This window comes from Photobacterium galatheae (genome assembly GCF_000695255.1).
GTDB lineage: Bacteria > Pseudomonadota > Gammaproteobacteria > Enterobacterales > Vibrionaceae > Photobacterium > Photobacterium galatheae.
Map to the genome: position 1 here is coordinate 59669 of NZ_JMIB01000037.1, position 24405 is coordinate 84073.

Annotated in this window: 19 protein-coding genes; 7 read left to right on the plus strand and 12 right to left on the minus strand. The window is 53.5% G+C overall.

Annotated elements, in window-relative coordinates; all coding sequences use genetic code 11:
* Nucleotides 1-144 precede the first annotated feature (144 nt).
* Complete coding sequence (locus EA58_RS17775) at nt 145-1086, minus strand: transcriptional regulator GcvA (RefSeq protein WP_036755996.1); 942 nt, start codon at nt 1084-1086, stop codon at nt 145-147.
* Nucleotides 1087-1484: 398 nt separating this feature from the next.
* Here EA58_RS17775 and csdA point away from each other — a divergent pair, with 398 nt between their 5' ends.
* Together csdA and csdE are read left to right on the plus strand one after the other, a co-directional pair.
* Nucleotides 1485-2702: a cysteine desulfurase CsdA gene (csdA, locus tag EA58_RS17780; RefSeq protein WP_036755997.1), complete on the plus strand. Its 1218-nt coding sequence runs from the start codon at nt 1485-1487 to the stop codon at nt 2700-2702.
* Between the two features lie 15 nt (nt 2703-2717).
* Entirely contained in the window at nt 2718-3155 is a 438-nt protein-coding gene (gene csdE / locus EA58_RS17785) for a cysteine desulfurase sulfur acceptor subunit CsdE (protein ID WP_036756000.1), read from the plus strand.
* Nucleotides 3156-3166: 11 nt separating this feature from the next.
* On the opposite strand, the gene tcdA is transcribed toward csdE, so the two are convergent.
* A complete protein-coding gene (gene tcdA / locus EA58_RS17790) occupies nt 3167-3979 on the minus strand; it encodes a tRNA cyclic N6-threonylcarbamoyladenosine(37) synthase TcdA (RefSeq protein ID WP_036756002.1) in 813 nt (270 codons plus the stop codon).
* A gap of 52 nt (nt 3980-4031) precedes the next feature.
* Nucleotides 4032-5228: a murein transglycosylase A gene (gene mltA, locus EA58_RS17795; RefSeq protein ID WP_081819738.1), complete on the minus strand. Its 1197-nt coding sequence runs from the start codon at nt 5226-5228 to the stop codon at nt 4032-4034.
* 333 nt (nt 5229-5561) lie between these two features.
* On the opposite strand from mltA, the gene EA58_RS17800 reads away from it, so the two are divergent.
* A complete protein-coding gene (locus tag EA58_RS17800; protein WP_036756005.1) occupies nt 5562-5789 on the plus strand; it encodes a hypothetical protein in 228 nt (75 codons plus the stop codon).
* Nucleotides 5790-5898: 109 nt separating this feature from the next.
* Here the strand turns inward: EA58_RS17800 and EA58_RS17805 are convergent, their stop codons facing one another.
* A complete protein-coding gene (locus tag EA58_RS17805; RefSeq protein ID WP_235199644.1) occupies nt 5899-6297 on the minus strand; it encodes a DUF2850 domain-containing protein in 399 nt (132 codons plus the stop codon).
* A gap of 221 nt (nt 6298-6518) precedes the next feature.
* On the opposite strand from EA58_RS17805, the gene argA reads away from it, so the two are divergent.
* Entirely contained in the window at nt 6519-7844 is a 1326-nt protein-coding gene (argA, locus tag EA58_RS17810; protein WP_036756007.1) for an amino-acid N-acetyltransferase, read from the plus strand.
* Between the two features lie 36 nt (nt 7845-7880).
* Here the strand turns inward: argA and recD are convergent, their stop codons facing one another.
* The 4 genes from recD to EA58_RS17830 all read right to left on the minus strand — a co-directional run bounded on the left by recD (nt 7881) and on the right by EA58_RS17830 (nt 18539).
* Nucleotides 7881-9980, minus strand: a complete 2100-nt coding sequence (gene recD / locus EA58_RS17815; protein WP_036756050.1) for an exodeoxyribonuclease V subunit alpha — start codon at nt 9978-9980, stop codon at nt 7881-7883.
* A gap of 41 nt (nt 9981-10021) precedes the next feature.
* Entirely contained in the window at nt 10022-13672 is a 3651-nt protein-coding gene (gene recB, locus EA58_RS17820) for an exodeoxyribonuclease V subunit beta (RefSeq protein ID WP_036756053.1), read from the minus strand.
* 334 nt (nt 13673-14006) lie between these two features.
* Nucleotides 14007-17462: an exodeoxyribonuclease V subunit gamma gene (gene recC / locus EA58_RS17825; protein WP_036756009.1), complete on the minus strand. Its 3456-nt coding sequence runs from the start codon at nt 17460-17462 to the stop codon at nt 14007-14009.
* A 105-nt stretch (nt 17463-17567) separates the two neighbouring features.
* Nucleotides 17568-18539 (minus strand): TDT family transporter, encoded by a 972-nt coding sequence (locus tag EA58_RS17830; protein WP_036756010.1) that lies wholly within the window; start codon nt 18537-18539, stop codon nt 17568-17570.
* A 145-nt stretch (nt 18540-18684) separates the two neighbouring features.
* Between EA58_RS17830 and EA58_RS17835 the strand changes: the two genes are divergently transcribed.
* Complete coding sequence (locus EA58_RS17835) at nt 18685-19623, plus strand: LysR substrate-binding domain-containing protein (RefSeq protein ID WP_051642185.1); 939 nt, start codon at nt 18685-18687, stop codon at nt 19621-19623.
* On the opposite strand, the gene EA58_RS17840 is transcribed toward EA58_RS17835, so the two are convergent.
* A complete protein-coding gene (locus EA58_RS17840) occupies nt 19570-20259 on the minus strand; it encodes a DNA-3-methyladenine glycosylase I (protein ID WP_036756012.1) in 690 nt (229 codons plus the stop codon). The two genes, EA58_RS17835 and EA58_RS17840, sit on opposite strands and share 54 nt — an antisense overlap.
* A 90-nt stretch (nt 20260-20349) precedes the next feature.
* Here EA58_RS17840 and EA58_RS17845 point away from each other — a divergent pair, with 90 nt between their 5' ends.
* Together EA58_RS17845 and dapD are read left to right on the plus strand one after the other, a co-directional pair.
* A complete protein-coding gene (locus EA58_RS17845; RefSeq protein WP_036756014.1) occupies nt 20350-20652 on the plus strand; it encodes a YebG family protein in 303 nt (100 codons plus the stop codon).
* Nucleotides 20653-20911: 259 nt separating this feature from the next.
* Complete coding sequence (dapD, locus tag EA58_RS17850) at nt 20912-21943, plus strand: 2,3,4,5-tetrahydropyridine-2,6-dicarboxylate N-succinyltransferase (protein ID WP_036756016.1); 1032 nt, start codon at nt 20912-20914, stop codon at nt 21941-21943.
* Between the two features lie 77 nt (nt 21944-22020).
* On the opposite strand, the gene EA58_RS17855 is transcribed toward dapD, so the two are convergent.
* From EA58_RS17855 to EA58_RS17865, 3 genes are all read right to left on the minus strand, one after another.
* Nucleotides 22021-22347, minus strand: a complete 327-nt coding sequence (locus EA58_RS17855) for a DUF2799 domain-containing protein (protein ID WP_036756018.1) — start codon at nt 22345-22347, stop codon at nt 22021-22023.
* Between the two features lie 84 nt (nt 22348-22431).
* Entirely contained in the window at nt 22432-23634 is a 1203-nt protein-coding gene (locus EA58_RS17860; RefSeq protein ID WP_036756020.1) for an MFS transporter, read from the minus strand.
* A 133-nt stretch (nt 23635-23767) separates the two neighbouring features.
* A complete protein-coding gene (locus tag EA58_RS17865; RefSeq protein WP_036756022.1) occupies nt 23768-24088 on the minus strand; it encodes a hypothetical protein in 321 nt (106 codons plus the stop codon).
* Nucleotides 24089-24405 lie beyond the last annotated feature (317 nt).

Consider the following 24405-nt stretch of genomic DNA (forward strand, 5'->3'; position numbering starts at 1 on the left):
GATTGTCAGACCGGGTCAGTATTACTGACCCGTGACGAATTTCAATCTTTAATCGGCCTTTACAGGCTCTGACCGAATTCATTCAGCCAGCCAAGGGGAAAAACGGCTGGCGGCTCGAGGCACCCTAAGGCGTAGAAAGACAAATCAGGCCATGACTTCTTCAATGTGGGTCTCGGGCTGCGGCAACGGCCCTTCTTCCTGCTCTTTGCGGGCTTTTTCCAGCACCCAGTCGCGGAAAATCTGGATCCGTCCGGTTTCCGCCTGCTTCTCCTGGCAGACCAGATAGAAAGCATTCTTGCTCATCAGCGCTTCATCAAACGGGCAAACCAAACGTCCGGCTTCCAGCTCTGGCTGCGCCAGAACATTGTTTGCCAGCGCAATCCCCTGACTGTGAATAGCTGCCTGCAGCACCATGGTTGAGTGACTGAAAATCGGCCCCTGATTCACATTAGTGCCCGGAATCTCAAATTCCCGCACATAGTTTTTCCACTCTTTCCGGGAACTGTCGTGCAACAGGGTATGAAGCTGTAAATCAGCCAGACGATTCAGAGCCTTCGGCCCGCTGAGCAGCATAGGGGAGCACACTGGCACCAAAAATTCCTGATACAGTTTGTCACAGCGCAGACCCGGCCAGTTGCCCCGGCCATAATAGATTGCCACATCCACATCATCGGTCAGCGAACCTTCGTCCAGATCGACAGCCTTAATTCGAACATCAACATCCGGGTGCAGCTGGTTAAAATCGCTTAAGCGAGGCACCAGCCACTGGATCGCAAAACTGGGAGATAAACTAATGGTCAACGCACCTTTTGAACCGCGTTCCAAAACTTTATCTGTCGCATCAGAAATCGCACTGAAGATATCTTTCAAATCGAGAAAATACCCCTGCCCCTCCTCCGTCAGCAATAACGAGCGATTACGGCGGCGAAACAATTTGAGGCCCAGAAATTCCTCCAGCGCCTTAATTTGATGGCTGACAGCAGCCTGAGTCACAAACAATTCTTCCGCAGCGCGGGTGAAGCTCAGGTGACGAGCGGCGGCCTCAAATACCTTGAGCGAATTCAGAGGGGGAAGTCTTCTCGACATAATATCCTGCCATACTGGTTGCATTAGTTTTTTTTATCCAGACCATTATAAATTGTCGATTGTTCTCATACCACAGAAACCCTAAGATTGGCGCCGCAATCTCAAGAGTAAATGCTGTAATTTAGATTCAGCCTAAAGTTTGGATTGAGTCGAAATTGTTTCCCAGTGTCTGTTTTCTGGAGATTGCATGTTGTGTTTGCATATTGCCCGGTTCCTGTCGGGCGGGTAGCCTTCGAGCTACCGATTTACTTCCTGTTTTTTTGACCTGTCTGTCAAAACTTTTTGATGGCACTGCGCCCCAACGCGGTGCCTTTTTTTATGCAATCTTTTCTCGTCCCCTTGCCTCTGTGGTCAATAATGAGGATGATCCCTGCACTAAGCTTTCAACGAGTTTCACCATGACCGCCCAATTCGACATTCAGGCTATCCGTGCGCAGTTCCCGGCACTGAACCAAGATTCCGACCATCCCATTGTTTATCTGGACAGTGCCGCAACCGCGCAGAAACCCCTGGCGATGATCCAGACACTGGATGATTACTATCGTCATCAGAACGCGAACGTTCATCGGGGCAGCCACCAGCTGACCGCCAGCCTGACACAACGTTTTGAGCAGGCCCGGGACACCGTGCAGGCATTTCTGAATGCCGGCGACCGCAAGGAAATCATCTGGACACGCGGTGCAACCGAGGCACTGAATCTTATCGCCCAGAGCTGGGCGCGCAGTACACTTCAGCCGGGCGATGAAATTCTGGTCAGCGAACTTGAACACCACGCCAATATTGTGCCCTGGCAGATCGTCGCCGAACAAACCGGGGCCACTGTGGTGAAAATTCCGATGAAACCGGATTGCACGCTGGATATGGATGCTTTTCATGCCCTGCTGTCCGCCAAAACCCGTATTGTCGCCGTTGCCCATATCACCAATGTGACCGGCACCCGCAATCCGATCGAAACCATGATCGCGGCCGCACATGCACAAGGTGCTGTTGTCGTGGTCGATGGTGCACAGGGCATTGTGCATGAAGCAGTGGATGTTCAGGCGCTGGATGCCGACTTTTATGTTTTTTCCGGCCATAAGCTTTTTGGCCCGTCAGGGATTGGTGTTCTGTATGGCAAGCAGGCACTGCTGGAAGCCATGCCGCCCTGGCATGGTGGCGGTAAGATGGTCGAAAAGGTCTCGTTCGACGGCACCCGGTTTACGGGGCTGCCGGGCAAATTTGAAGCCGGGACCCCGAATATATCAGGGGTGATTGCACTGGCCGAGAGCATTCACTGGCTGAACAGTCTTGACCGTGCAGGTGCTGAACAACACATTCACGCCCTCCGTCAACAGGCACTGGACGGGATCAAGAACATTGAAGGGCTACGGGTGATCGGACTGCAACCAGACGCCAGCCTGTTTTCTTTTGTCGTCGATGGCGTTCATCATCAGGACATTGCGACCCTGCTGGATCAACAAAATATTACCCTGCGTGCCGGGAACCATTGCGCCCATCCAATGCTGAATGCTCTGGGACTGACAGGGACACTACGTGTCTCCTTTGCGCTTTATAATACGGAAGACGATGTTGCCCGTTTTGTAACGGCGCTGCACAAAGCCTGTGACCTGCTGTAAGTAAAGAGAGTAACCATGACAACAGTTTCTTTTCCTTCCCATCCCTTTGGTGTCACCATCACAACCGATGACATTGTGGCCAGCATGACGAATGCAAATGGCTGGGAAGACCGATACCGCCAGGTGATCCAGTTCGGAAAACAGCTCCCAACATTGCCGGATGCGCTCAAAACCGACACGGTGAAAGTCAGTGGCTGTGAAAGCCAGGTCTGGCTGGTGAAGTGCTGTGAAAACGGCAAGTACCATTTTGCCGCCGATTCCGATGCACGCATTGTGAAGGGGCTGATCTGTCTGGTCTTGGCAGCCTATGAAGGGAAAACCGCAGCACAAATCCAGCAGTTTGATATTGATGCTTATTTTGAGCAGTTAGGTCTGCTGGCCCATTTAAGCCCGTCACGCAGTAACGGGCTGAAGGCAATTGTAGAAGAGATCCGAACGTTCGTCAGTCGCTGAGGTCAGTCCGCTCAGGACTGGCTGTGTTTTTCAATCAGCTTTTGCAGAATGCGGGACACGGCCACAAATCCAAAGGTGGCCGTCACCATGGTGGCGGCACCAAATCCGGTTGCGCAATCCATCCGTTTTGGCCCTTCCGCCGTCGCTTTCGACTCACAGACGCTCCCATCCGCCTGAGGGTATTTCAGTTGCTCAGTGGAGAAAACACAATCAATGCCAAACTTGCGTGCCGGGTTTTTGCTGAAGTTGTAAAAACGGCGCAGCATATTCCGGATTTTCGCCGCCAGTGGATCCTGAATGGTTTTCGCCAGATCAGCAATCTGAATCTGAGTCGGGTCCATCTGACCACCCGCTCCGCCGGTCGTAATCACTTTGATTTTATTGCGCTTACAGTACGCCAGCAGCGCCGCTTTCGGTTTCACGCTATCAATGGCATCCAGCACGTAATCAAAATGATCACCAATATACGCCGGAATATTTTCCGGCGTAATAAAGTCATCAATCAGATTCACCTTGCAATCCGGATTGATCAGCGCGATTCGTTCAGCCATCACTTCAATCTTACTGCGACCGACCGTGCCGGACATCGCATGGATCTGACGATTGATATTGGTGACACAGACATCATCCATATCAATCAGCGTCAGCTCGCCAACACCGGAACGGGCCAGTGCTTCAGCCGCCCAGGAACCCACCCCGCCAATACCGATCACACAGACATGGGCCGCTCTCAGGATCTCAACTTCCTGATGACCATACAGACGGCGAGTGCCGCCAAAACGCTGGTTGTAGTTGTCTGATGCTGGAGTGTCGAGATGTCGCATAACGGCCTGTCAGTGTGTTGAGAATGAGCGCGTTTTTATACGCGCTCTCCTGTCAGTTGTCCAGTCCCGAACCTGTGACCGCCGGCTGACCCTGTACACTTTCCTCAAGAAAAGTAAGATTGGTATCCACGGGGCGAGCAATCGTCTTTTCAGTCGCCCTGACGCGCTCTTCTGTCAGCGCTGTGTCGATCTCAGGCGTCAGCCCCAGTTTCCAGACCCGACCGAAATGTTTGTAATGTCCGGCATCAATCCCGGCCTGCTCGCCCATTCCATGATAGAGATCGAGGTGGTTGCGCTTCACCGCACCCCCGGTATCCAGCGCCATCAGGAGTGTCAGTACATGCTTACCATTCCAGTTCCCTTCCGTATCCAGTTGAGGCACTTCTGCAAGCAGTACACTGCCCATCGGCAGGAACTCTCGGTCGGCAGCCACGGATGCCATCGGCAACAACGGGATCCCGGCGGTTCCCAGCACATCCAGATCTTCGCGTGGACGGAAGAAAACATAAGACGGATTTTGTTCCAGCAGTTCGCGAACCGTGGCATCATCCTGCTGGTCTACCCATTCGGCAATCGCTTTCAGCGACATTTTCTCTCGCGGCACTTCCCCGCGTTCAATCAGGATTTTACCAATACTCACATAAGGATGGCCGTTCTTACCGCCGTACGCAAAGTACTGCAACTGGTCATTGTCCTCGAAGTGGACAAAGCCACTTCCCTGCACTTCCATCATGAAAACAGCCAGCTTTGAAGCGGCATAACCCAGCTCCAGCTCCTGTCCTTCCAGCGCACCATTATAGATTTCAGCCCGGGTTGGACACTGCCCATCGCAAACCGGCATCGTATACACCGGATATTTAAAGGTGTCGTCTTTTTCATGACGTAATTCAATCACCGGGGAAAAATAGCCGGTAAACATCACGTTACCGTAGCCGTCACCGCCTCCCATTTGATCCGTCGTCAAACCATACTGGGTCAGCAACGCCGGATCGCCACTTTCTTCCGCCCAGGTTTTCACCTGCTGGTAAAGGTTCTGATAACGCAGCATCATCGAGGGTGACCGGGTCAGCACTTGCTCAGACTGCGCTTCAAAGCGGCTGTAATCCCTCGGTTTATCTGAAGCAACTTGAGCGACCGGGTTCAGGACATGCTCGAACTCACCATCCAGATACTGCTGGCCACGGTCAACAGGTCTGGCACAGGCTGCCAGCCCCAGCACACAAGATACAAGGGTCAGTTTTCGAAACAGGGATAATTGTTGAAACACAGCATTGCCTTCATGAAATTGACAGGTTAAAAAATTGACAACAACGCCGATTCACAGCGCCATTGATAAAACGGTTATCTTAAGACTTTTTATCATAACCAATGTCAAAGTCTTGTTTTGATTGTCACGAAAGATGAATAATAAGCACTCTCTGTCATATAAGTGTCACATAGAGAGGCTTTAATAAAAACGTCATATAAACGACATCTTTTTGTCAGGGAGACTATACTTGTTGTTTACTGACTTTCTCATCTCCCGCAGGCAATGCGATCACCTTTGGGCTCACAGGAACTTGATGTCACAGGAAGGACGGGCATGAATAAACAATTTAAAGTCGGTAAGGAAACCTTACTTGATCCGAACGCTGTAGAATATCAATGGATCCGCAATCTGGACAGTGACGGTAACTCTACGCAACAAATCAATACGGTGATCCAGCGCTGCCTGGGCGGCAGCCCTCAGACAGCAGATACCATGCGAAAAGTCGCACTGAATAAAATTCCCGTTCACCAATTATTTGCCAGGCTCAGGGAAGAAGAATAGTGCGCTTCCCGGCCTGAACCGGGAAACGAATCAAAACAGCGAAGCAAGGAAACGATTCTTAGAAACAATTCAGGAAAGCGATTCAGGAATTGCCATTCAGGCAAACCAATTAAGAATTGGTATTTTTCAGGGTTCCCTGACGCGCAAAACGAGAAACATAGTGGGCGGGTTGCTGGCGAACAAACTTTCCTTCCTCGAAGGTGTAACGGTAAGTTTCTCCCCCCATGCGATAGCTTAACCGGCTACCATCCCAGTCATAACGGGTACTGACCACACGGCCCGCAACATACACCCCATCCTGACGCAACTCAAATTGATCCGCCGCGTAAGGTGCAACGTCCTGTTCAATCCAGATGCCAAAAATACTGGGTTCCGGCGCAACGGTGAACAGGTCTCCCTTGACCGCTCCAACCGCAATAAAACCACTGAGTGCCAAACCCATCGCCAATATGGTCAGCAAGGTCGCACTTTGCCATTTGGTGTACTTATTGAATGCCATGAGCAGCATCGCCAATCATCCCTACGTCATACAACTATACGCTTAGCGGGCGTCCGTCTGATGAGCCGAATAAGTGCAGAATGTCAGAACGAGATCTTGACTCAAGAATTTGAGTTTGAACTCTAGCTTGAGTCAAATTTTTGAGCGCTTTTCCTGCTTGCTGTACAGCAGATAAACAGGCAACATGCAGGCATGCCGACCCTGATTCATCTTTTGTAACGGAATACACAGTGAAATTGAGAAGTACCGCCCTGGTCAAAGGTTTCCGCCAGTCAGCCCCTTATGTCAACGCGCACCGAGGTAAAACTCTGGTCATTATGCTCGGCGGTGAGGCCATTGCTGATAAAAACTTCCGCAACATTGTTAATGACATCGCCCTGCTCAATTGCCTGGGCCTGCGGATTGTCCTGATTTACGGTGCCCGCCCACAAATTTCGCATTTACTGAAGCTGCATGGCTATCAGACCCCATATCACAAAGGGGTTCGGATTACCGACGAGCGTGCCCTGGAAATTGCCAAACAGGCGGCCGGACAGTTACATCTGGATATTACCGCTCGCTTTTCCATGGGTCTGAACAATACCCCCATGGCCGGCTCACAAATCAACGTGGTCAGTGGAAACTTTGTCATTGCGCAGCCGCTGGGGATTGATGACGGCATTGACTACTGCCACAGTGGCCGGATCCGCCGCATTGATATCGACGGGATTAAACGCCAGCTGGATCAGAACAGTATTGTGCTATTGGGTCCGATTGCCAGTTCCGTGACCGGAGAATGCTTCAACCTGATGTCAGAAGAAGTCGCCACACAGGTCGCCATTCGCCTGGAAGCCGACAAACTGATTGGTTTCTGTTCCCATCAGGGGGTCAGAGATGAACATGACGAGATCGTCTCAGAAATGCTGCCGGCAGAAGCAGAAGCAGCCCTGCAACGACTGACCGAGCTGAAAGAATCCGATTCCGGAACCGCCCGCTTCCTGCGCGGGGCGATGACCGCCTGCCGGGCAGGTGTCCCCCGCAGTCACCTCATTAGCTACAAAGATGACGGCGCGCTGATTCAGGAACTCTTCTCTTTCGACGGGATCGGCACGCAAATTGTTATGGCCAGTGCGGAAAAAGTACGCGGCGCCCACATTGATGATATCGGCGGCATTCTGGCCCTGATCCGGCCGCTGGAGCAGGAAGGCATTCTGGTTCGCCGTTCCCGTGAACAGCTGGAGCAGGAAATCAAACAATTCACTGTGATTGAACGCGACGGTCTGATCATCGGCTGCGCCGCCCTTTATTCCTTCATGGAAGAACAGATGGGCGAAATGGCCTGTGTGGCAGTTCATCCGGATTACCGGGATGGTGACCGGGGGGCCCTGCTGCTCAGTCGTATCCGCCATCAGGCTCGAACGCAAGGGCTCAAGCAGCTCTTTGTCCTGACCACCCGCAGTCTGCACTGGTTCCGGGAGCAGGGTTTCGTGGAAATTGATGTGTCCGATCTGCCAATGGCAAAGCAGGCCCTTTATAACCTGCAACGCCGCTCAAAAATCCTGACGCTGGCGTTATAAATCCCGCCCGCCTGCTGACTGAAAGAATCTAATTGCTCAGCTGAGGTTGGCTTCCAGACCACTGGCCCGCTGAATACAACGCTGGATACTGCGTTGCAGCACTTCAGGCCTGGCATACAGATACAGTCGCTCCTTGGCCCGCGTCACGCCCGTATACACCAGTTCCCGGGTCAGGATCAGACTGAATTCCGGCGGCAGAATCATCAGGGTATCGGCAAATTCCGAACCCTGAGATTTATGAATGGTCATGGCGTATACCAGCTCATGCTCCGGCAGGCGGCTGGGCAGAAAACTGCGGATACTGCCGTCCGGCATGTCAAAGTACACCCGCAGCGCCGGTCGCCCACGGCTATCCGTCCGCCCGTCCGGATCCGGCATTGCAATGCCAATATCACCGTTGTACAAACCGAGACCATGATCATTGCGGGTGATCATCACCGGCCGGCCAACATACCAGGTTTCATCCCCTGGTGAGATCCGCTTCTCCTTCGCCAGCTGACGTTCAATCCGGCTATTGAGCCCCTTCACGCCAAAATCGCCTTCCCGAAGTGCACACAACAGCCGGACACTGGCAAAACACCGCAGTACCTCAGCAGGCGATTTGCCCGCCGCAATGGCTTTCAGATAGTGGCTGTAAAAGTTCGACATTGCCTGAATCAGCTGCTGGTAGTACTCAGCCTCAAGCGGGTATTGCCGGATATCACTGTACCCTTGCTGCCAAACCGCAGCCAGCCGATCCGGCTGACCACTGTTGATCGCACTTGCAAGCTGACCGATCCCCGAGAGCGCATGGAAACGGTAACTCTTTTGCAGCACACACAGGCAATCGGCAATCGGACTGGGTGAGGCTGATTGTCCGGCGGGCAACACAAAGCCGGTCATCTCACTCAACTGTTTGGCCTGCGGCACACTGTAGCCCTGACGGGCGAACGCACAGATGTCTCCCAGCACCGCTCCGGCTTCTACCGAAGCCAGTTGGTCTTTATCCCCCAGCAGAATCAGTTTGGTATGTATCGGCAGTGCTTCCAGCAGACGCGCCATCATGGGCAAATCAACCATAGAAGCTTCATCAACCACCAGGACATCTGCGTGCAACGGGTTTCCGGCATGATGACGGAAAGCAGCCCGCCCCGGAATCGCCCCCAGTAGCCGGTGCAGTGTACTGGCCTGCGTTGGAATGGCAGCCTGGAGTGCCGGAGAAACCGGCAGCGACTGGACCGCTTGACCAATCGACTCAGTCAGCCGGGCCGCAGCCTTGCCAGTGGGGGCAACCAGTACGATATGAGGTACCTTGCTTGCATCGACAGACGCCGCTAAAGGCTGGTTTTGCATCACGAGCGCCGCCAGCAGTTTTGCCACCGTGGTCGTTTTCCCGGTTCCGGGCCCACCGGAAATCACAGCAAAGGGCCGACTCAGCGCGGTCGCCGCCGCGACCTTCTGCCAGTTCAGACAAGCCGAGACCGGGATCAGAGTGTCCAGCGGTGTCAGGTCGGAAAAGCGCTGTGCCTGTGCCAGTACAACGTCAATCTCCGGCCAGTTCAGTGCGTCCGGCGTCACCACATCCAGCAGATCGCAAACCGCTGAACGGCGACGTTCAGCACTGTCGCCGCCAGCTTTTCGCAGCGCCGACAGTGCATCAAACAAATAGAGATAGTTGCGGGCAAACAGGGTATCCAGCATCCCTGCCTGCAACACAGCCTGCTCCGACTGTGCAGGGTGAGCCGCAGCCAGCAGGCGACGGGCAACCGTCTGTTCATCCTGCCAGTAACGATGCAGATACAGGCGATCGTCACAAAGCACCAGCGGTGTCGGTCGTGAGCCATCCGAGACCGCCGCCGAGCCACTCAGAATCGCAGGCCAGCCGGCAGGCAACCGCCATGCATCCGGCAGTAAGGCCATCAGAGAGTCTGCAATCTCTTTCGGTAGCCCCAGCGGCTGACTCTGCTGAAATGACAGCGGCAGACAGACGTGGCCCCGACCCAGCTCCTGGCTCACCCAGACGGCTGCCAGCGCCAGCAAATCCCGGCGCGGCGCATCATCCTGCCCGGTGACCGAATCGCAGACAAATTTGGCAAACTGTGTATCGAGAGAGCGAAGGATGCCCAGACGCGCCAGCGCGTCCAGCGGTTCAATCATGTCCGATTGCCCGACTGGCATAGTATGAGTTGATGTCGTCATCAGGCGATGTCTCCCGGGTTCATCTGGCCATCGATCAGGTGTTCAAGTTCAGTCAGTAAGTCAAGGCTTGGCCGGGCATGGAAAATACCGCTGTTATCCTCACGACGGACACCACGCAAAAATAGATAGTACACACCGCCGAAATGCTGATGATAGTCATAATCCGCTTTGCGGCTCTTGAGAAAACGATGCAGGGCCAGCGCATACAGCTGATACTGCAAGTCATATCGGTGCTCTTTCATCGCCGCGATCAGCGCTTCACCGCGATACGCTTCATGGCTGTCTCCCAGCCAGTTCGATTTCCAGTCCAGCACGTAATATTTCCCCTGATGCTCAAACACCAGATCGATAAACCCTTTCAGCATACCGCTGACGGTGGCAAATCCCAGCTCACCTGCGGTTGCTGACAAGGCATCATGACGGGCCAGTGCTTTATTCAGCAATGCAGAGGACAGCAGATGGATCGGCAGCATAAACTCCATTTCGACCAACCGCTGCTGCGGAGACAATTGCCCGAGCACCAGCGACTCACCATCCAGCGTACAGTGAAGCACCTGTTCAAGCAGTTGTTGCAACACCGGCAGCCAGTCAGAATCATAGTTTTCCTGACGCAACAGCTCACGAATGATGATCGTGGTCGCTTCGCTGTCGTGCGCCTCGGTGAACTCAATCTGCTCGAACAGGCTGTGGAGGAAGGTGCCCGGACGCGCACCTTTCGGAAACGTAAAAATTGATCGTTCCGGCGCTGCCATATCCACCTCAGCTTCTGCGGTTTCAAGCAGACTGTCCTGAGATGAATCCGTATCAAAGCCGGGCAGTTCACTGGTGGCATCCAGTGTGGCATGCCCCTGTTTGACCAGTGACGAATAACTGGTAATCCACCACGGATGGCCGACAGCACCGCTGAAGCTGGCCGCTTTCGGCACAGGTTGCTCCACTGGCGCGGGCTGCCAGAGATGATCCGGTAAAGATGGCGGTGCCGTGATACAGATATCCTCACTTTTTGCCAGCGTCTCCAGTGCCGCAGACAATTCAGCCAGCCCGCCCGGCTGACCGTTCTGAACCAGATAGCCAATCGCCGACAGATGCAAACCGGTTGGCTCTTTGGTACTGCGTCCGTTACGTAATGGGGCCATACCGACATAACAGCCATATACGGCGCGGGTCAGGGCCACATAAATCAGACGCAGATCTTCAGCCAGACGCTCCTGCTCGGCCAGCGCCAGACTGGCATCTTCACCCCGGACATCCAGGACTGCCTGCTGGGAGTCCTGGTCATGATAAAGCGCGGTTTCGGTACTGCGATAGCGACAGACAAAGGGCAAAAAGACCAGATCGTATTCCAGTCCCTTCGATTTATGGATGGTCACGATTTGAACCAGATTACGATCAGATTCCAGACGTAATTGCTGCTCGTCGCTGTTACCGTTCGGCGATTCTATATGCTCCGCCAGCCAGCGAATCAGTGCCTGATCGCTGTCCAGCGTCTGACTTGCCTGCTGCAACAACTCGCCCAGATGGAGCACATCCGTCAGCCGACGCTCTCCACCGTTTTCTCCCAGTAACCGCTCGGCGATCTGACGCCGGGTCAGGACCTGACGGATCATCGGCAGAACACCGCGGCGCTGCCACAAACTGCGATAATCGCGGAACTCAGCGATCCAGCGCTCCCACTCATCTTCCTCATTATTGAGCCGGTCCAGCTGAAAGGCACTGAGTGCAAACAAAGGGGTCGCCAGTGCTGCTCGCAGCGTGGTTTCCTGTTCCGGATACTGAACAGCCACCAGCAAACGCAGCAGATCAGCCGCTTCCTGACAGGCAAACACACTGTCACGATTTGACAGATAGACACTGGCAATCCCCTGCCCGGCCAGCGCCTGACGGACCAGAGCCGCCTCTGAGCCGGTACGAACCAGCACCGCGATATCACCGGCCACCACCGGATGTTGCTCGTCACCGTTGACCAAGGCCGCCTGTCCCAGTTCAGACTGTGTCAGGATCGTCTGGATCTGCGCAGCCGTGGCTTCCGCCATCACGGTTTGATAATCACCATTCGTGACCGGCGCCTCGGCGTCCATCTGCCAGAAACACAGCGCCTGCTGACGTTCGCCGTTCAGCAACCAATGCCGTCCGGCCGCTTTCGGGCTGGGCTGAACGGGCAGAAATTGAATATCGCTATCGTAGATAAACGGGCTGTCCGGCAGTTCAAAGACCCGGTTGGCTGCTGCCACCATACTGGCCGTCGAGCGCCAGTTGGTGCCCAGCGTATAATGGGCGCTGACCTGCCGGCGGGCGCGGATATAAGTGAAAATATCCGCCCCCCGGAAAGCATAAATCGCCTGCTTGGGATCGCCGATCATCAAAAGGCCGGATACGTCAGCCGATGACTCTCCCCCGGCAAACTCTTCCGGCAGATAAACCGTACTGAAGATCTGATACTGGAGCGGATCCGTATCCTGAAATTCATCAATCATCGCCACTGGGTACAGATGACGGATCCGGGCAGCGAGTGCGCCATTTCCGCTGTCACGATCCATCTGTAAAGCAGCCGCCAGTTGCGTTAACAGATCATCAAAAGAAAACCAGCCCTTCCGCTGCTTTGCCTCGGCCAGCAGTTCCCGGCAAGCCCGGATCGCGTGCGCCAGAATCGGCTCCCGCACGCTGGGCGGGTTCGCCAGCAAATCATGGATCGCGGCAAATACCGGATGCTCCGGCACCGTACCTTTGGTCGTTTTCTCTGCCAGCACCGCCTGATCAAACTTTTCCAGAGCATTCGGCAAACTGTAATCTGTGGTCGGCAGAGTGGCCCATTGGCCGACTTCATCCAGCGCTTTGGGCAAACTGGTTTTGGTATAGCTGCGCTTATTGACGCCAGAGTCGCTGATCAGCGTTAAAAAGTCGGCCGCATGCTCACGCCAGCCCTGCTTGACCGCTTCTATCCGTTGCAGGTTCTGCTGGTGCAACTGGGCCAGATCACCAGTGAACGGCGGCGCTTTCAACGTAACCGGTGCGCCCGACAAGAAAGGATTAATCGCTTGCAGCAGCATCTCCGGCGCTGGCCAGCATCGACGGATTTCACCAGCCAGCTCACGAGACAACGGATAGAAATAACGTCGCCAGTAATCGGCGGCGACCTGCGCCCTGAGCTGACTTTCTTCCGTGATGAATTCATTGGTAAACAAGCTGCCGGATTCAAATGCATTCTGAGTCAGCATCCGCTGACAAAAACCGTGAATGGTAAAAATCGCAGCTTCGTCTATTTGTCGTTCTGCCTGCAACAACAAGGTTGCCGATCGGGCATGATCCGGCAGATCAGCCAGCAGACTCGCCAGGATCGGATCTTCACTGCTTCCACGGCTGAAGGCGATCCGGGCATCATGAATCCGACGACGGATCCGATCCCTCAGTTCTGCGGTTGCCGCTTCCGTGAATGTCACCACCAGGATCTGATCCACTGTCAACGGGTGCGGAAAAGCCGCCCCTGCTTCGCCGTGCCCTAACAGTAAACGCAAATACAGGCTGGCAATGGTGAAGGTTTTTCCCGTGCCCGCTGAGGCTTCTATCAGCCGGGCTCCATGCAGGGGGAACGTCATTGCGTCCAGCGGCTGTGGCCTGATCGCTGAATTATCCGTTGCTGTGGTCGCTGTCATCTCATCAACCTGGTTTGTCATTATCTGCCCGCATGCCGTGGCACCACCTTATCTCCGTGACGCATCATGTTTGACTCTGTTCGACTCAGGCAGCATAAAAAATGGGAAACTTTCTTTTTTACAAATATTTTTGTGATCACTCACGGGTTCAGCACTTTTTACCGTATTTCATTCTGATGTTTCTATCACTATGAGAAGTGTTTCACATTTTCACCCACCGGCTTTCTGTAGTATCGCAGCCACGAAATTTGGTCTACCTCTGGACCTTGTGGCCGACCGGTGAACACCCTACACCTCATAATGATTTTGCCGGCGGCCACCTCGCTCTTCTTCCCTAATCAACCGCTTCCAGATGCAATAACACAGGTTTGAGCACTTGCTCACCCCATGTCATCACGTCAGCCGCCAGATCGTCCTGCCATTCCGGCCAGACACGTGCAATATAAACATTGCTGCCCTCACCGCGGAACAAATAACTGTCGCTGAACGCGGCCGCCATTTTTTTCTGCGCTTTCGCCAGGCTGTCCTCATCCGTCAGCCAGTTGCCGCTTTTATCCTGAAGCGCTTCCAGCCCTGACAGCACCGTGCGCGGAAAGTAAGGCAGCGGGGCTGACTGGCCTGCCAGATAGCCGTCGATCAACACCGTCAGCTGCTTACGGGCATATTCCGCATCAACGGGTTTGATCCGAAGATGAGTCTCAATGCCGAGCAGATGAGTGGCCACCGGGGCTCCCTGAACCGCCAGTGCCAGATGTTCCATCCAGGCCTGAAGTATATCCTGAGCCCGGATTTTGCCCGGCCGGAAATGAAGTAACCCTTCTGCGGTACAGTGCCGCAACCACCCCTGCAAGCGAAGATTCCCTGCTGATGATTCAAGCGACAGGTCAATTTCCGGGTCTTCCATTCGGGTGGCCAGCAGGGCTGAGACCTGCTCAGCCAAGGGCAGAATCTGCTGCTTTTCCTGCGCCAGCGTCAGTTCACCAAAGGCTGCTATCGGCAGACTGCCCGCAGCCTGCTGCCGGGCCTGAAACTGTGCCAGTGCCTCAGACAAATCCTTCGATTGCTCTTTGGCTTCCAGCAGTGTCATCAGCAGGTTTTCGCGCAGCCGGTAACTCTGTAAACCATCCAGCGCGAAGGGCTCATCATCCGCCATGGCACCTTCGGCTGCCTGAAAGTACACCTTCAGCCGACGGTTGAAAAAATACTGAGCCGGTAAACGCCAGAAACGCTGTAGTTCCGCCAGCTCCATCACCGCAGACGTGCCGGATGACTCCGCCAGCGCCTCCAGCGCAACCGGTGCCAGTGGCTGATCCAGAAAATCCTCCTGAGCAACCGATTCCCGACGGGCAGCCGAAAGCCACTCCGCCGCATAACTTGGCGTTGTTCCCCAAAATGCCTGCGGGCTGAAAGGCGTCAGCGGATGGTGACGGATAAGCTGCTGCAGTAACCGGGCCGCTGAATCGTCCGGCGGCAGGGCTTCATCGCCGGCCAGACAGAATCCCTGCTGGCAGTATTCCAGTAATTCACTCAGCAGGACCGACGGCATTTGCTCACTGTTATCCTGAATCGACCGACCGACGTAACTGATATACAGCTGCTGCTGGGCCGAGAGCATGGCTTCGAGGAACAGATATCTGTCGTCATCACGGCGAGACCGGTCACCCGCACGCTGGCGGCCAACCATGAGATCAAAGCCTTCCGGAGCAATCGTGCGCGGATAAACGCCATCGTTCATCCCCAGCAGGCAGACCACCTGAAACGGAATGGAACGCATCGGCATCAGAGTACAAAAGTTGATCTGTCCGGCCAGAAAGCGCTGACTGATCCGTTCACCACTGAGTTTGTCATTGAGGTAGTCACGCATGATGGCCGGACTCAGGCTGTCGCCGTAACCGGCATCTTTGAGCTGCTGTTCCAGTTGTTGCAATTTCTCGCGGATCAGCCGAAGCACCAGCTCCCCTTCCGTATCCACGACAAAAAAATCGTCCAGTAACTGGTTCAGTACCGCAAACCAGCCGCTGGCTGAGTGGGGCTGATTCAGCACCTTCCGATAATGAATCAGTTGCTCGACAAAAACACTGAGCTGTCCGGCCAGTTCTGCCTCCATGCCCTGCACTTCATCGTAGGCCAGCATTCCCTGATAGAGTCCGGCCTGCTGTGGCATGGCATAACCCAGTAGCATGCGCTGCAAACCAAACAGCCAGGTATTCTGTTTCTGATCCGGGAGTGCGAACTCACGAGCGGTGTCGCCATCCAGCCCCCAGCGAATGCCCGCTTCTTCAATCCAGCCTTTCACCTGAAGAAAGCGTTCCGCATCCAGGCCATATCGGCGCATGATCGCCGGCACTTCCAGCATTTCCGTCAGTTCTGAGGCATGGCAGCGGCTGTTTGGCAGATCCAGCAGTCGCAGGAACGCCAGCAACACCGGATTTTCCTGATCGGCGCTGCGGTCTGAAATCGAAAAAGGCAGATATCGCTCTGCCGGTGCATTGCCAAAAACCGCCTGAACGTAAGGGCTGTAAGCATTGATATCCGCGACCATGACCACGATGTCGCGCGGTGAGAGTTCAGGGTTGGCATCCAGCATCGCCAGCAAATTGTCGTGCAGCACTTCCACCTCCCGCATCGGCGAGTGGCAGACATGAACAGACAGTGAACGATCCTCGGCACTCATCGGCATCTTGTGCTGACTGTCGGCCAGTAGTTGATCATTCACCCGGTCTTCGAGCAGCAGAATATCAGACTGAATCGCATGCAGCAGGCTGTCAGCCGGGATATCCACAAAGGCATCGACTTCAAAGGCTTCCAGTTCAGACATCAGGTACAGGTTATCGCGCCCCAGTTTCCCCAGTGAGGCCAGCAGCGTGTTGCCGACCGCGGCTTCCTGATGGGTTTCGTCCACCAGATTCTGTTCCAGCGAGCCTTTCAGCACACTCACATCTCCCACAGATTCACTGTGTTCATCGCGCCAGATCACCTGCTGGCGCTGCCTGGCTGCAAGGCGTGCCAGATATTTGCGGTCACGGACATCGCCCCAGTAATGACGACATGGGTTGGTGAACATCAGATGCACATCAATGTGCTGACCCAGCGCGGCCAGAGCATCCATATAGCGCGGTGGCAAAGCTGAAATACCAAACACAAACAACCGCTTGGGCAGCGTGTCCGGCAAAGGGGTCCCGGACTGCGCCGCATGATTCAGGGATTCAATAAAATCTTCGTAAAGATTAGCCCGGTGATACTTCGACTGCCCCTGCGACAAAATATGCGCGTACAGCGCCTGCCAGAGCATTGGCTGCCAGGGATGTTCCGCAGTGAGTTCCGGATCGATCACGCCGCATTCCCAAGCCTGAATCCATTCCGGGCGGTACACCAGATACTGGTCAAAAATATCGGCAATTTTGGCCGATAGCTGATAGCGGCGCTGCTGATCGTCATCGTCGGCGAGATAACGCTTCAGCGGCGAAAATTCCGGTTGTTCCAGCAATCCCGGCAGCACCTTCATCAGCGACCAGGTCATGGCTTCTTTATTGAATGCGCTGCGCGCCGGCACATCCGGCAGCACTTTGGTGAACATATCCCAGATAAAGGTCGCCGGCAGCGGAAAAGCAATGTTCGCCGCGACACCCAACGACTGCGCCAGCTCCAGTTTGAGCCACTGCGACATACCCGGGCTTTGCACCAGAATCTGCTCAGGAATAAAAGGATCAGAGAGCGGGTCACGGCGGACCAGCTCAACCAGCAGCGATTTCAGCAGGTCCAGTTGGTTGGAATGGTAGACAGTAAACACGCATCAGGCTCGCTATCAGACAAGAATGATCACGATTGTCTACCAAGGCTTGCAGGGTGTAAACAGCGGCAGCTGTGACAGCCACCGCCCTTTCGGTTTCATCCGTTACATCGCCGGACGGCTCAGTGGTCGGCGGGCGGTACAATAAAACGTCAGATAACGCACAATCACATACCCCACCACCACAGTGGCGATAAAAAGCTCAGCCAGTGCCAGCATGTGTACCTGCTCCGTATAAGCTGACAGCAGCGGCTGAGTGCTCATCCAGTGCGCAGTTTTATACAGTGCTGTAGCCCCAATCACCATCGGGAACGTAAAGGCGGCATACGCCGGGCTGAACGGCAGACGCAACAAACGAAAGAAAGCCAGGTAAATCACCAGCGTCATCAGCAGACCAATGCTCGCCAGCAAAGCGACCATCAGCACCGAAGGCTGAGTCGCCATCGTCAGATATCCGGCCAGAGACAGACTGGCTGGGGCCGCCAGAATCGCAATGGTCGGTTTGGCGGCATCCGGCACTTCATGACCCAAAATCAGCCGATACAGCATCACCGGCAACATCAGGGCATAGGCACTCAGACCAAAGACCAGTAAACCATGCGCAAGCGGCCCCATCATGCCGCCCGGGAAAGTCACATCGGCCACAATGATGCCAACCGGCGGTACAAACCAGCTGGGCACCATGTGATGCAGCGAAAAACCGGAAAAACGGTGATACACAAAACAGGCCAGAAAGATCAGGTGCATCACCACTGCCCCCAGCCAGAGTCCCTGTCCGAACGACGGTGCAAACGGGCCGAGTGCATGAGACACAACCATCACCGCCATAGAAAATGTTGGCACGACACTCCCGACCACCGGGTGTTTCAGATCCTGCCAGAGCAATTGCGGATGCAGTGCAAATTTAACCGCCAGTCCCAGCAGCATCAGGGCAGCGATCGCGGCACTGCCCAGTTGCGCCAGACCATGAAAAGGCAGCGCATTCTCCCAGCACCAGCCGAGGCTGGCAATCGCCAGTGCCAGACCAGCCATAGGGGTCGGCATGGCTGCAATTCGGTGTTTCCAGTGTCGGCGCATCAGCTTACTCTCTCTGTTCAGTTATTTTTCTTTTTATCGATAGAGACAGTGTACTGAGATGCATAGGTTTAGAATAATTGAATAAATTGAAAGATAGGTTAAATTTAACTGAACTTATTCAAGTCACTTCAAGAAATGGTCCGCCATGAATATTGCCCTGAAGCAGCTCCGGGTCTTTGTTGCCGTCGCGCAGGAGAAAACTATCACGGCTGCGGCTGAACGTCTTTACCTGACCAAACCCGCCGTCAGCATGGCGCTTGCGGAACTGGAGAAACAACTGGGTCAGTCCCTCTTTGACCGGTACCACAACCGGCTGACGTTGAACTATCACGGCAAGCGCCTGTTGCCACTTGCCGATGAATTACTGCATCGCACCCATAGTATTGAGCAGTTGTTTGAACAAGACGGTCCGCTGACCGGACATCTGGCGATCGGCTCCAGTGATACGGTCGGTAACCAGCTAACCCCATTCCTGTTACGGGATTTCCGAACACAGACCGGTCATCAGGATCAATCACTGCTGATTGGCAACACCGCCAGCATCTGCCAGAAACTACGCGACTTTGAACTGGATATCGGGCTGGTGGAAGGTCAGGTCAATCAACCGGCACTGATCAGTCAGCCCTGGCTGAAAGATGAGATGGTGATAATCTGCCATCCGGCCCATCCGCTGCGGCAACACAAGACACTGACTTTTACCGATCTGACACAGACCGAGTGGGTGTTGAGAGAATCCGGTTCCGGGACACGCGATTACTTCCTCAACCAGATTGCACCGGAAGTCACAGACTGGCGACTGGCGTTCGAATTAAATACCACTGAGTCCATCATCAACAGCGTTGCCGCAGGATTAGGCATCACCTGCCTCTCCCGGCGCGCCGTCTGCCACGCAGTTCAGGAAAATCGGGTTGCCGAGCTACCTTTCAGGCTGCCCAAAGAGCGGCAGTACTGGCTGCTGTATCACCAAGACAAATACAACAGCCCGCTGCTCGCCGCATTTATAGACTTCTGTCAGCGCTGGCAACCGGGCTCAGACCCGGTTATCCCCGCCACTGAAAGCAATGATCTGACTGATCTGACATAAAGGCCGTCCTGATTCCTGCTGCCAGGCATCAAATGCTGCCTGTGCAGCAGTCAACGAGCGCTGGGTGTCCCGGCCACCGTCAATAACCCCGGTATTTCGCAGGTAGGCTTCGACATCCTGACTGAGAATAAAAGTATCTTTTCCCATCACCCGCAATGTATAAGGGCCGGTATTCCCGCCAAGACGTTTACCTTTGGTTTTCAGATATTTCCACAGTCCAATGATATCCTCCGACGGCCAGTCCGCGACCATGGCCGAAAAAGAACCGTGTTCTTTGGCTGCCCGGTGGATCATGTAGGTGTTCTCAGGGATCGTCATGACTTTTCCGAGATGACGAATAATGGCCGGATCCGTTGCTTTACGCTCCCACATCTCATTCGGCACCAGCAACAGCTTCTCAATATCAAACCCGAAGAATACCGATTCGAAGCCGTCCCATTTCTGACGAACGACTTTCCAGCTCATGCCGGACTGAAATACTTTCTGTGTCAACGCAGCCAGCCAGCGATCGTCCGGAATCGCTTTGAGTTCTGCCGGGGTCAGCGGGTGACTCAGCAGACTTTCCAATGCCGACTCACCCCCTTTACGGTCAACGGCACGGGCATAAATTTGATCAAATTTTTCTCTCACGCTCACAAGAACTCCTTCTCTCCGGAATCAGAACTGGACTCTGGCTCTATCCTACTGTATAAAAAACCAGTTAATCAATATCGGGAGAGGGTGACCATGGCTGTTATCGTCAAATATGTAGTAGAGCGCAACGGAGAAGAGAAGATGACTTTTACCTCTAAATCTGAAGCTGATGCCTACGATAAAATGTTGGATATGGCTGACGAGCTGTTTGCGGTTCTGAGTGAAAGTAAACTGCTTGAAGACGAAGCCAAACAGGAAGAACTGGCGCTGTTCCTGGCTCAGGAACGCGAGAAAGTTCTGGTCGCACTGGGAGCTAAAAAAGCCAAACCTGCTGCGAAGAAAAAGCCTGCCAAGCCTGAAGCGGTAGAAGACGACGCAGAAAGCGAAGCGGCCTGATCGTCATCCTGCTGAAACGCAGTTGAAAAACCTCCTGAAGGAGGTTTTTTTGTGCCAAATTTTTATGCAAAAAGACTGACTTTCTATGAGGATAACCCTAGGTTTTCAGCATTTCTCAGTCATTTTTCTATGAATGACAGATTTCCCCTTCAATATCCGGTTCAGTCTCTTTATGATGGGATATCTGAAATTTTTAATCATCAAACAGACTGCCTGCTGTTGACAGTCTTTTCCCCTTTGATATGGAGACCATTTCACCATGGCCACATTTTCTTTAGCCCTGGGTACCGCGACCAAAAACCGCGACGGCAAAATCATTGAAGCCTTCTTCCCGACACCACTGCTGAACCCAGCTCAGGCTCTGGTTGATACCATCGCGCAAATCGCTGATTACAAAAATGGGAATCAGGCCATTGAAGTCACACCGGCGCAGGCGGCTGAACTGGCAGGTGCATTTGCAGCTCACAGTGAACAAGCCAGTGCCGGTTTTGCTGAAAAAGCAGCGCAATCGAGCCAGCCGCTGGTACTGGTGATTCTGGCAACTGACGAAGCACCGACTTCCGTTGCCGAAGGCTTCCTGAAACTCCAGCTGATTTCTCACCGTCTGGTTCAACCGCACGGTCTGGTACTGGATGGCATTTTTGGTCTGCTGCACAATATTGCCTGGACCAATCAGGGACCTATCGATCTGCCTGAGCTGGCAGAGCGTCAGATGGAAGCCCGTCTGAATGGCCAAGTTCTGAGTGTCGACTGTATCGACAAATTCCCGAAAATGGTCGATTACATCGTGCCTGCCGGTGTTCGTATTGCGGATACTTCCCGTGTTCGCCTGGGCGCGCACGTGGGTGAAGGCACCACGGTCATGCACGAAGGTTTCATTAACTTCAATGCCGGAACAACCGGTGTCAGCATGGTCGAAGGCCGTATTTCTGCCGGTGTTGTGGTTAGCAACGGCTCAGATATCGGTGGCGGTGCTTCGATTATGGGTACCCTGAGTGGCGGCGGTAAAGTGGTCATTTCTATCGGTGAAAACAGCCTGCTGGGTGCAAACGCAGGTCTGGGCTTCCCGCTGGGCGACCGCTGTACAATCGAATCAGGTCTGTATGTGACCGCCGGCACGAAAGTCACGATGCTGGATTCAAGCGGCAATGTCGTCGAAACCGTGAAAGCACGTGATCTGGCAGGAAAATCTGATCTGCTGTTCCGCCGGAACTCAGTAACGGGCACCATTGAGTGTCTGACCAACAAGACTGCGGTTGAACTGAACAGCGAGCTACACAGCAATAACTGATTGCTGAAGCGTCTTTTCGGGAATCATCAAAAAGGCTGCTCATGGCAGCCTTTCTTTTTATCGGCTTTCCGGTTCTGTCAGTAACCGCGCTCCGCCAGACCAAACTGACTGGCGTCCTGCTTACACTCATCGGGATACGCCGGATTGATCGCCGTCGTCACTGTTTTCTTACCGGTACAATATTCATATCGGCCTTGCAGATAACCGGCGCGATATTTTTCATAGTCCGATTCTGACAACACGCCTAAGCGATCCAGGCGCTTCTTATCCCATTCCTGATAGCCATATTCGCCATGATACGCCCCCAGTTCCTGCCATTCACCGTGTTGGGACAGTTCTGATTCATACTGACTGACACACGCGGCGATCATCAAAGCAGCCATCATACAGATGAGCTGACGCATACAACCTCCTCAGCCAACTGCAAATCTGTGTCTTAAGTATGGAAGATTCTCTGTGATTTGGCGGCCATGTATTAAGAATGACCATTAGGGCTGGCTGAGTTCAGCGGAAGCCTGCCGGCCGGACTCACTTCGAATGCCCAGATTCACAAGCACGATGCCCAAAAAAGAGGCCCCCAATAGCACGGTTCCAAGATACCAGGACTGACTCATTCCCAGTTGGAGTAAGACGTGACTGACCAGTGAAGCCACCATCATTTGGCAAGCCCCCGATAAAGCAGAGACAGTGCCGGATTTGTCACTATAGGGAGTCAATAACATCGACTGGGCACAAGGAAAGGCGATACCATTGGTCACTGCCAGCAGAAAATGTGCCAGTGACATCCAGAGCGGATCCAACGGTGCAAAAATATAGACTGCTGCTGACAATATCTGCATCAATGGTGCCAGCTGTAACATGCGTGCCGTGCCTAAATAAGGACGTAAACGCTGACACAGCAAACCGCCACAAAGAAAACCACAAGCAGGAATCATCGCCCAGATGGCGTATTGTTCCGAAGTCATGCCGATCTGAACCTGCATGATATAAGGCATCATTGAGATTGCCAGTATCACCACGGCAAAGTTGATCCAGCCAATCCCGGCAAAGGTGATGAAATGACGTTCACGAAATAAAGAAACGTAACTGACAACTAACCGCTTCACTGACGGTGGCTGTCTTGCGCTATTTAATGTTTCCCGGAAACTGACCAAGAGCAGTATCCAGATCAGTGTGATATAACCAAATAACAGGAAGAATGCTGACAACCAGCCCAGGTAATGATTGACCATCCCGCCAATCACAGGTGCCATGATCGGTGTGAAAGCGGCTACAATCGCCAGCCAAGTCAGTGCCTTCGCAAGATTCTGTTTCTGGTAACTATCACGGATCATCGCTCTGGCCAGCACGGAGACACTGCCTGCCCCACATCCTTGAATAAAGCGGCCAGCTAGCAGTCCATTGAACGAGTCAGCCAAAAAAATTACAACGGCGACACCGAATAGTGCGAGTAATACACCAGCCAGTAAGACCAATCGGCGGCCAAGCACATCCGATAATGGCCCATAAATCAGCTGCGAAGGCCCAAAACCCAACAAATAGACAGCGATGAGCAATTGTGTCTGATCTGAAGTCAACGCCAGATCATTCCCAATCCAGGGAAGCAAAGGAAACACTAGGCCAAGACCCAACTGGCCAATACTGACAATCAAACAGGCAAATAACAGAGGTTTCCAATTGAACGCTGGCATAGGTTTCTCATCGTCGATAACAACACAATCATTATGCCTGTTATCACGCAGGGAATAAGCCACCATCGGCTACAGAAGCTCTGTCCTGGTAGGAAAGAATAGCCGCTTATCCACGCGGCTACTCGATTGAAACTTAGGAAGCAGCAGAGTCCTGCGCTTTGTTAATTCTGTAACAGAAGGGGTTCTTAAAAGAAAACTTGCTCCCCTGGGTTTCCACTCGCCCTTGCTTCATTGCTATCAGCACTTCACGCTGGATACGCACCAAAGCAAAAAATCGAATCACCATAAACACAATAAAGATTGGCATGACGATTTGTGCCATTGGCGCTGACTTTAAAATCAAATCATTCCCCAGCCAAACAGCCAGCATCCCCAGCATCAGGTACAGAGAATGCGGTTTCAGTGTAATGGTCACTGCATCTGCGGCTTCTTTCCGCTCGTAGAAAAAACTCATGGTGTTTTGTTTTTACCATTTCAGAAAAAGTGACGCTAAACCTCTCACAGCCCGGAACACAAGACAAGGTCAAACACCACGAAATTGTAACCAGGTAAGAAAACACCGTTTCAGGTTGAAGTTCAGGTTCTGAATTTTAGAACGGTAGAAACCTCAAGCTTTCGATCCGTAGCAGATATCCCCCCGGATAACACAAAATCCAGCCATGACTGACTCGGTTTCTTGAAGAAATGGTGGACGGATAGAGTCGCACACAACCGGGACTCGTCCGGTCGCAGGGCGGATTTCAAACCCCGTAATGTAAAAAAGCCCCAGTC

Bases quoted from the DNA above. Each gene is read 5' to 3' on its own strand.
- EA58_RS17775 (WP_036755996.1), bottom strand. From the start codon at position 1,086: ATGTCGAGAAGACTTCCCCCTCTGAATTCGCTCAAGGTATTTGAGGCC.
- csdA (WP_036755997.1), top strand. From the start codon at position 1,485: ATGACCGCCCAATTCGACATTCAGGCTATCCGTGCGCAGTTCCCGGCA.
- csdE (WP_036756000.1), top strand. From the start codon at position 2,718: ATGACAACAGTTTCTTTTCCTTCCCATCCCTTTGGTGTCACCATCACA.
- tcdA (WP_036756002.1), bottom strand. From the start codon at position 3,979: ATGCGACATCTCGACACTCCAGCATCAGACAACTACAACCAGCGTTTT.
- EA58_RS17800 (WP_036756005.1), top strand. From the start codon at position 5,562: ATGAATAAACAATTTAAAGTCGGTAAGGAAACCTTACTTGATCCGAAC.
- EA58_RS17805 (WP_235199644.1), bottom strand. From the start codon at position 6,297: ATGCTGCTCATGGCATTCAATAAGTACACCAAATGGCAAAGTGCGACC.
- recD (WP_036756050.1), bottom strand. From the start codon at position 9,980: ATGATTGAACCGCTGGACGCGCTGGCGCGTCTGGGCATCCTTCGCTCT.
- recB (WP_036756053.1), bottom strand. From the start codon at position 13,672: ATGACAGCGACCACAGCAACGGATAATTCAGCGATCAGGCCACAGCCG.
- EA58_RS17830 (WP_036756010.1), bottom strand. From the start codon at position 18,539: ATGCGCCGACACTGGAAACACCGAATTGCAGCCATGCCGACCCCTATG.
- EA58_RS17835 (WP_051642185.1), top strand. From the start codon at position 18,685: ATGAATATTGCCCTGAAGCAGCTCCGGGTCTTTGTTGCCGTCGCGCAG.
- EA58_RS17845 (WP_036756014.1), top strand. From the start codon at position 20,350: ATGGCTGTTATCGTCAAATATGTAGTAGAGCGCAACGGAGAAGAGAAG.
- dapD (WP_036756016.1), top strand. From the start codon at position 20,912: ATGGCCACATTTTCTTTAGCCCTGGGTACCGCGACCAAAAACCGCGAC.
- EA58_RS17855 (WP_036756018.1), bottom strand. From the start codon at position 22,347: ATGCGTCAGCTCATCTGTATGATGGCTGCTTTGATGATCGCCGCGTGT.
- EA58_RS17860 (WP_036756020.1), bottom strand. From the start codon at position 23,634: ATGCCAGCGTTCAATTGGAAACCTCTGTTATTTGCCTGTTTGATTGTC.
- EA58_RS17865 (WP_036756022.1), bottom strand. From the start codon at position 24,088: ATGAGTTTTTTCTACGAGCGGAAAGAAGCCGCAGATGCAGTGACCATT.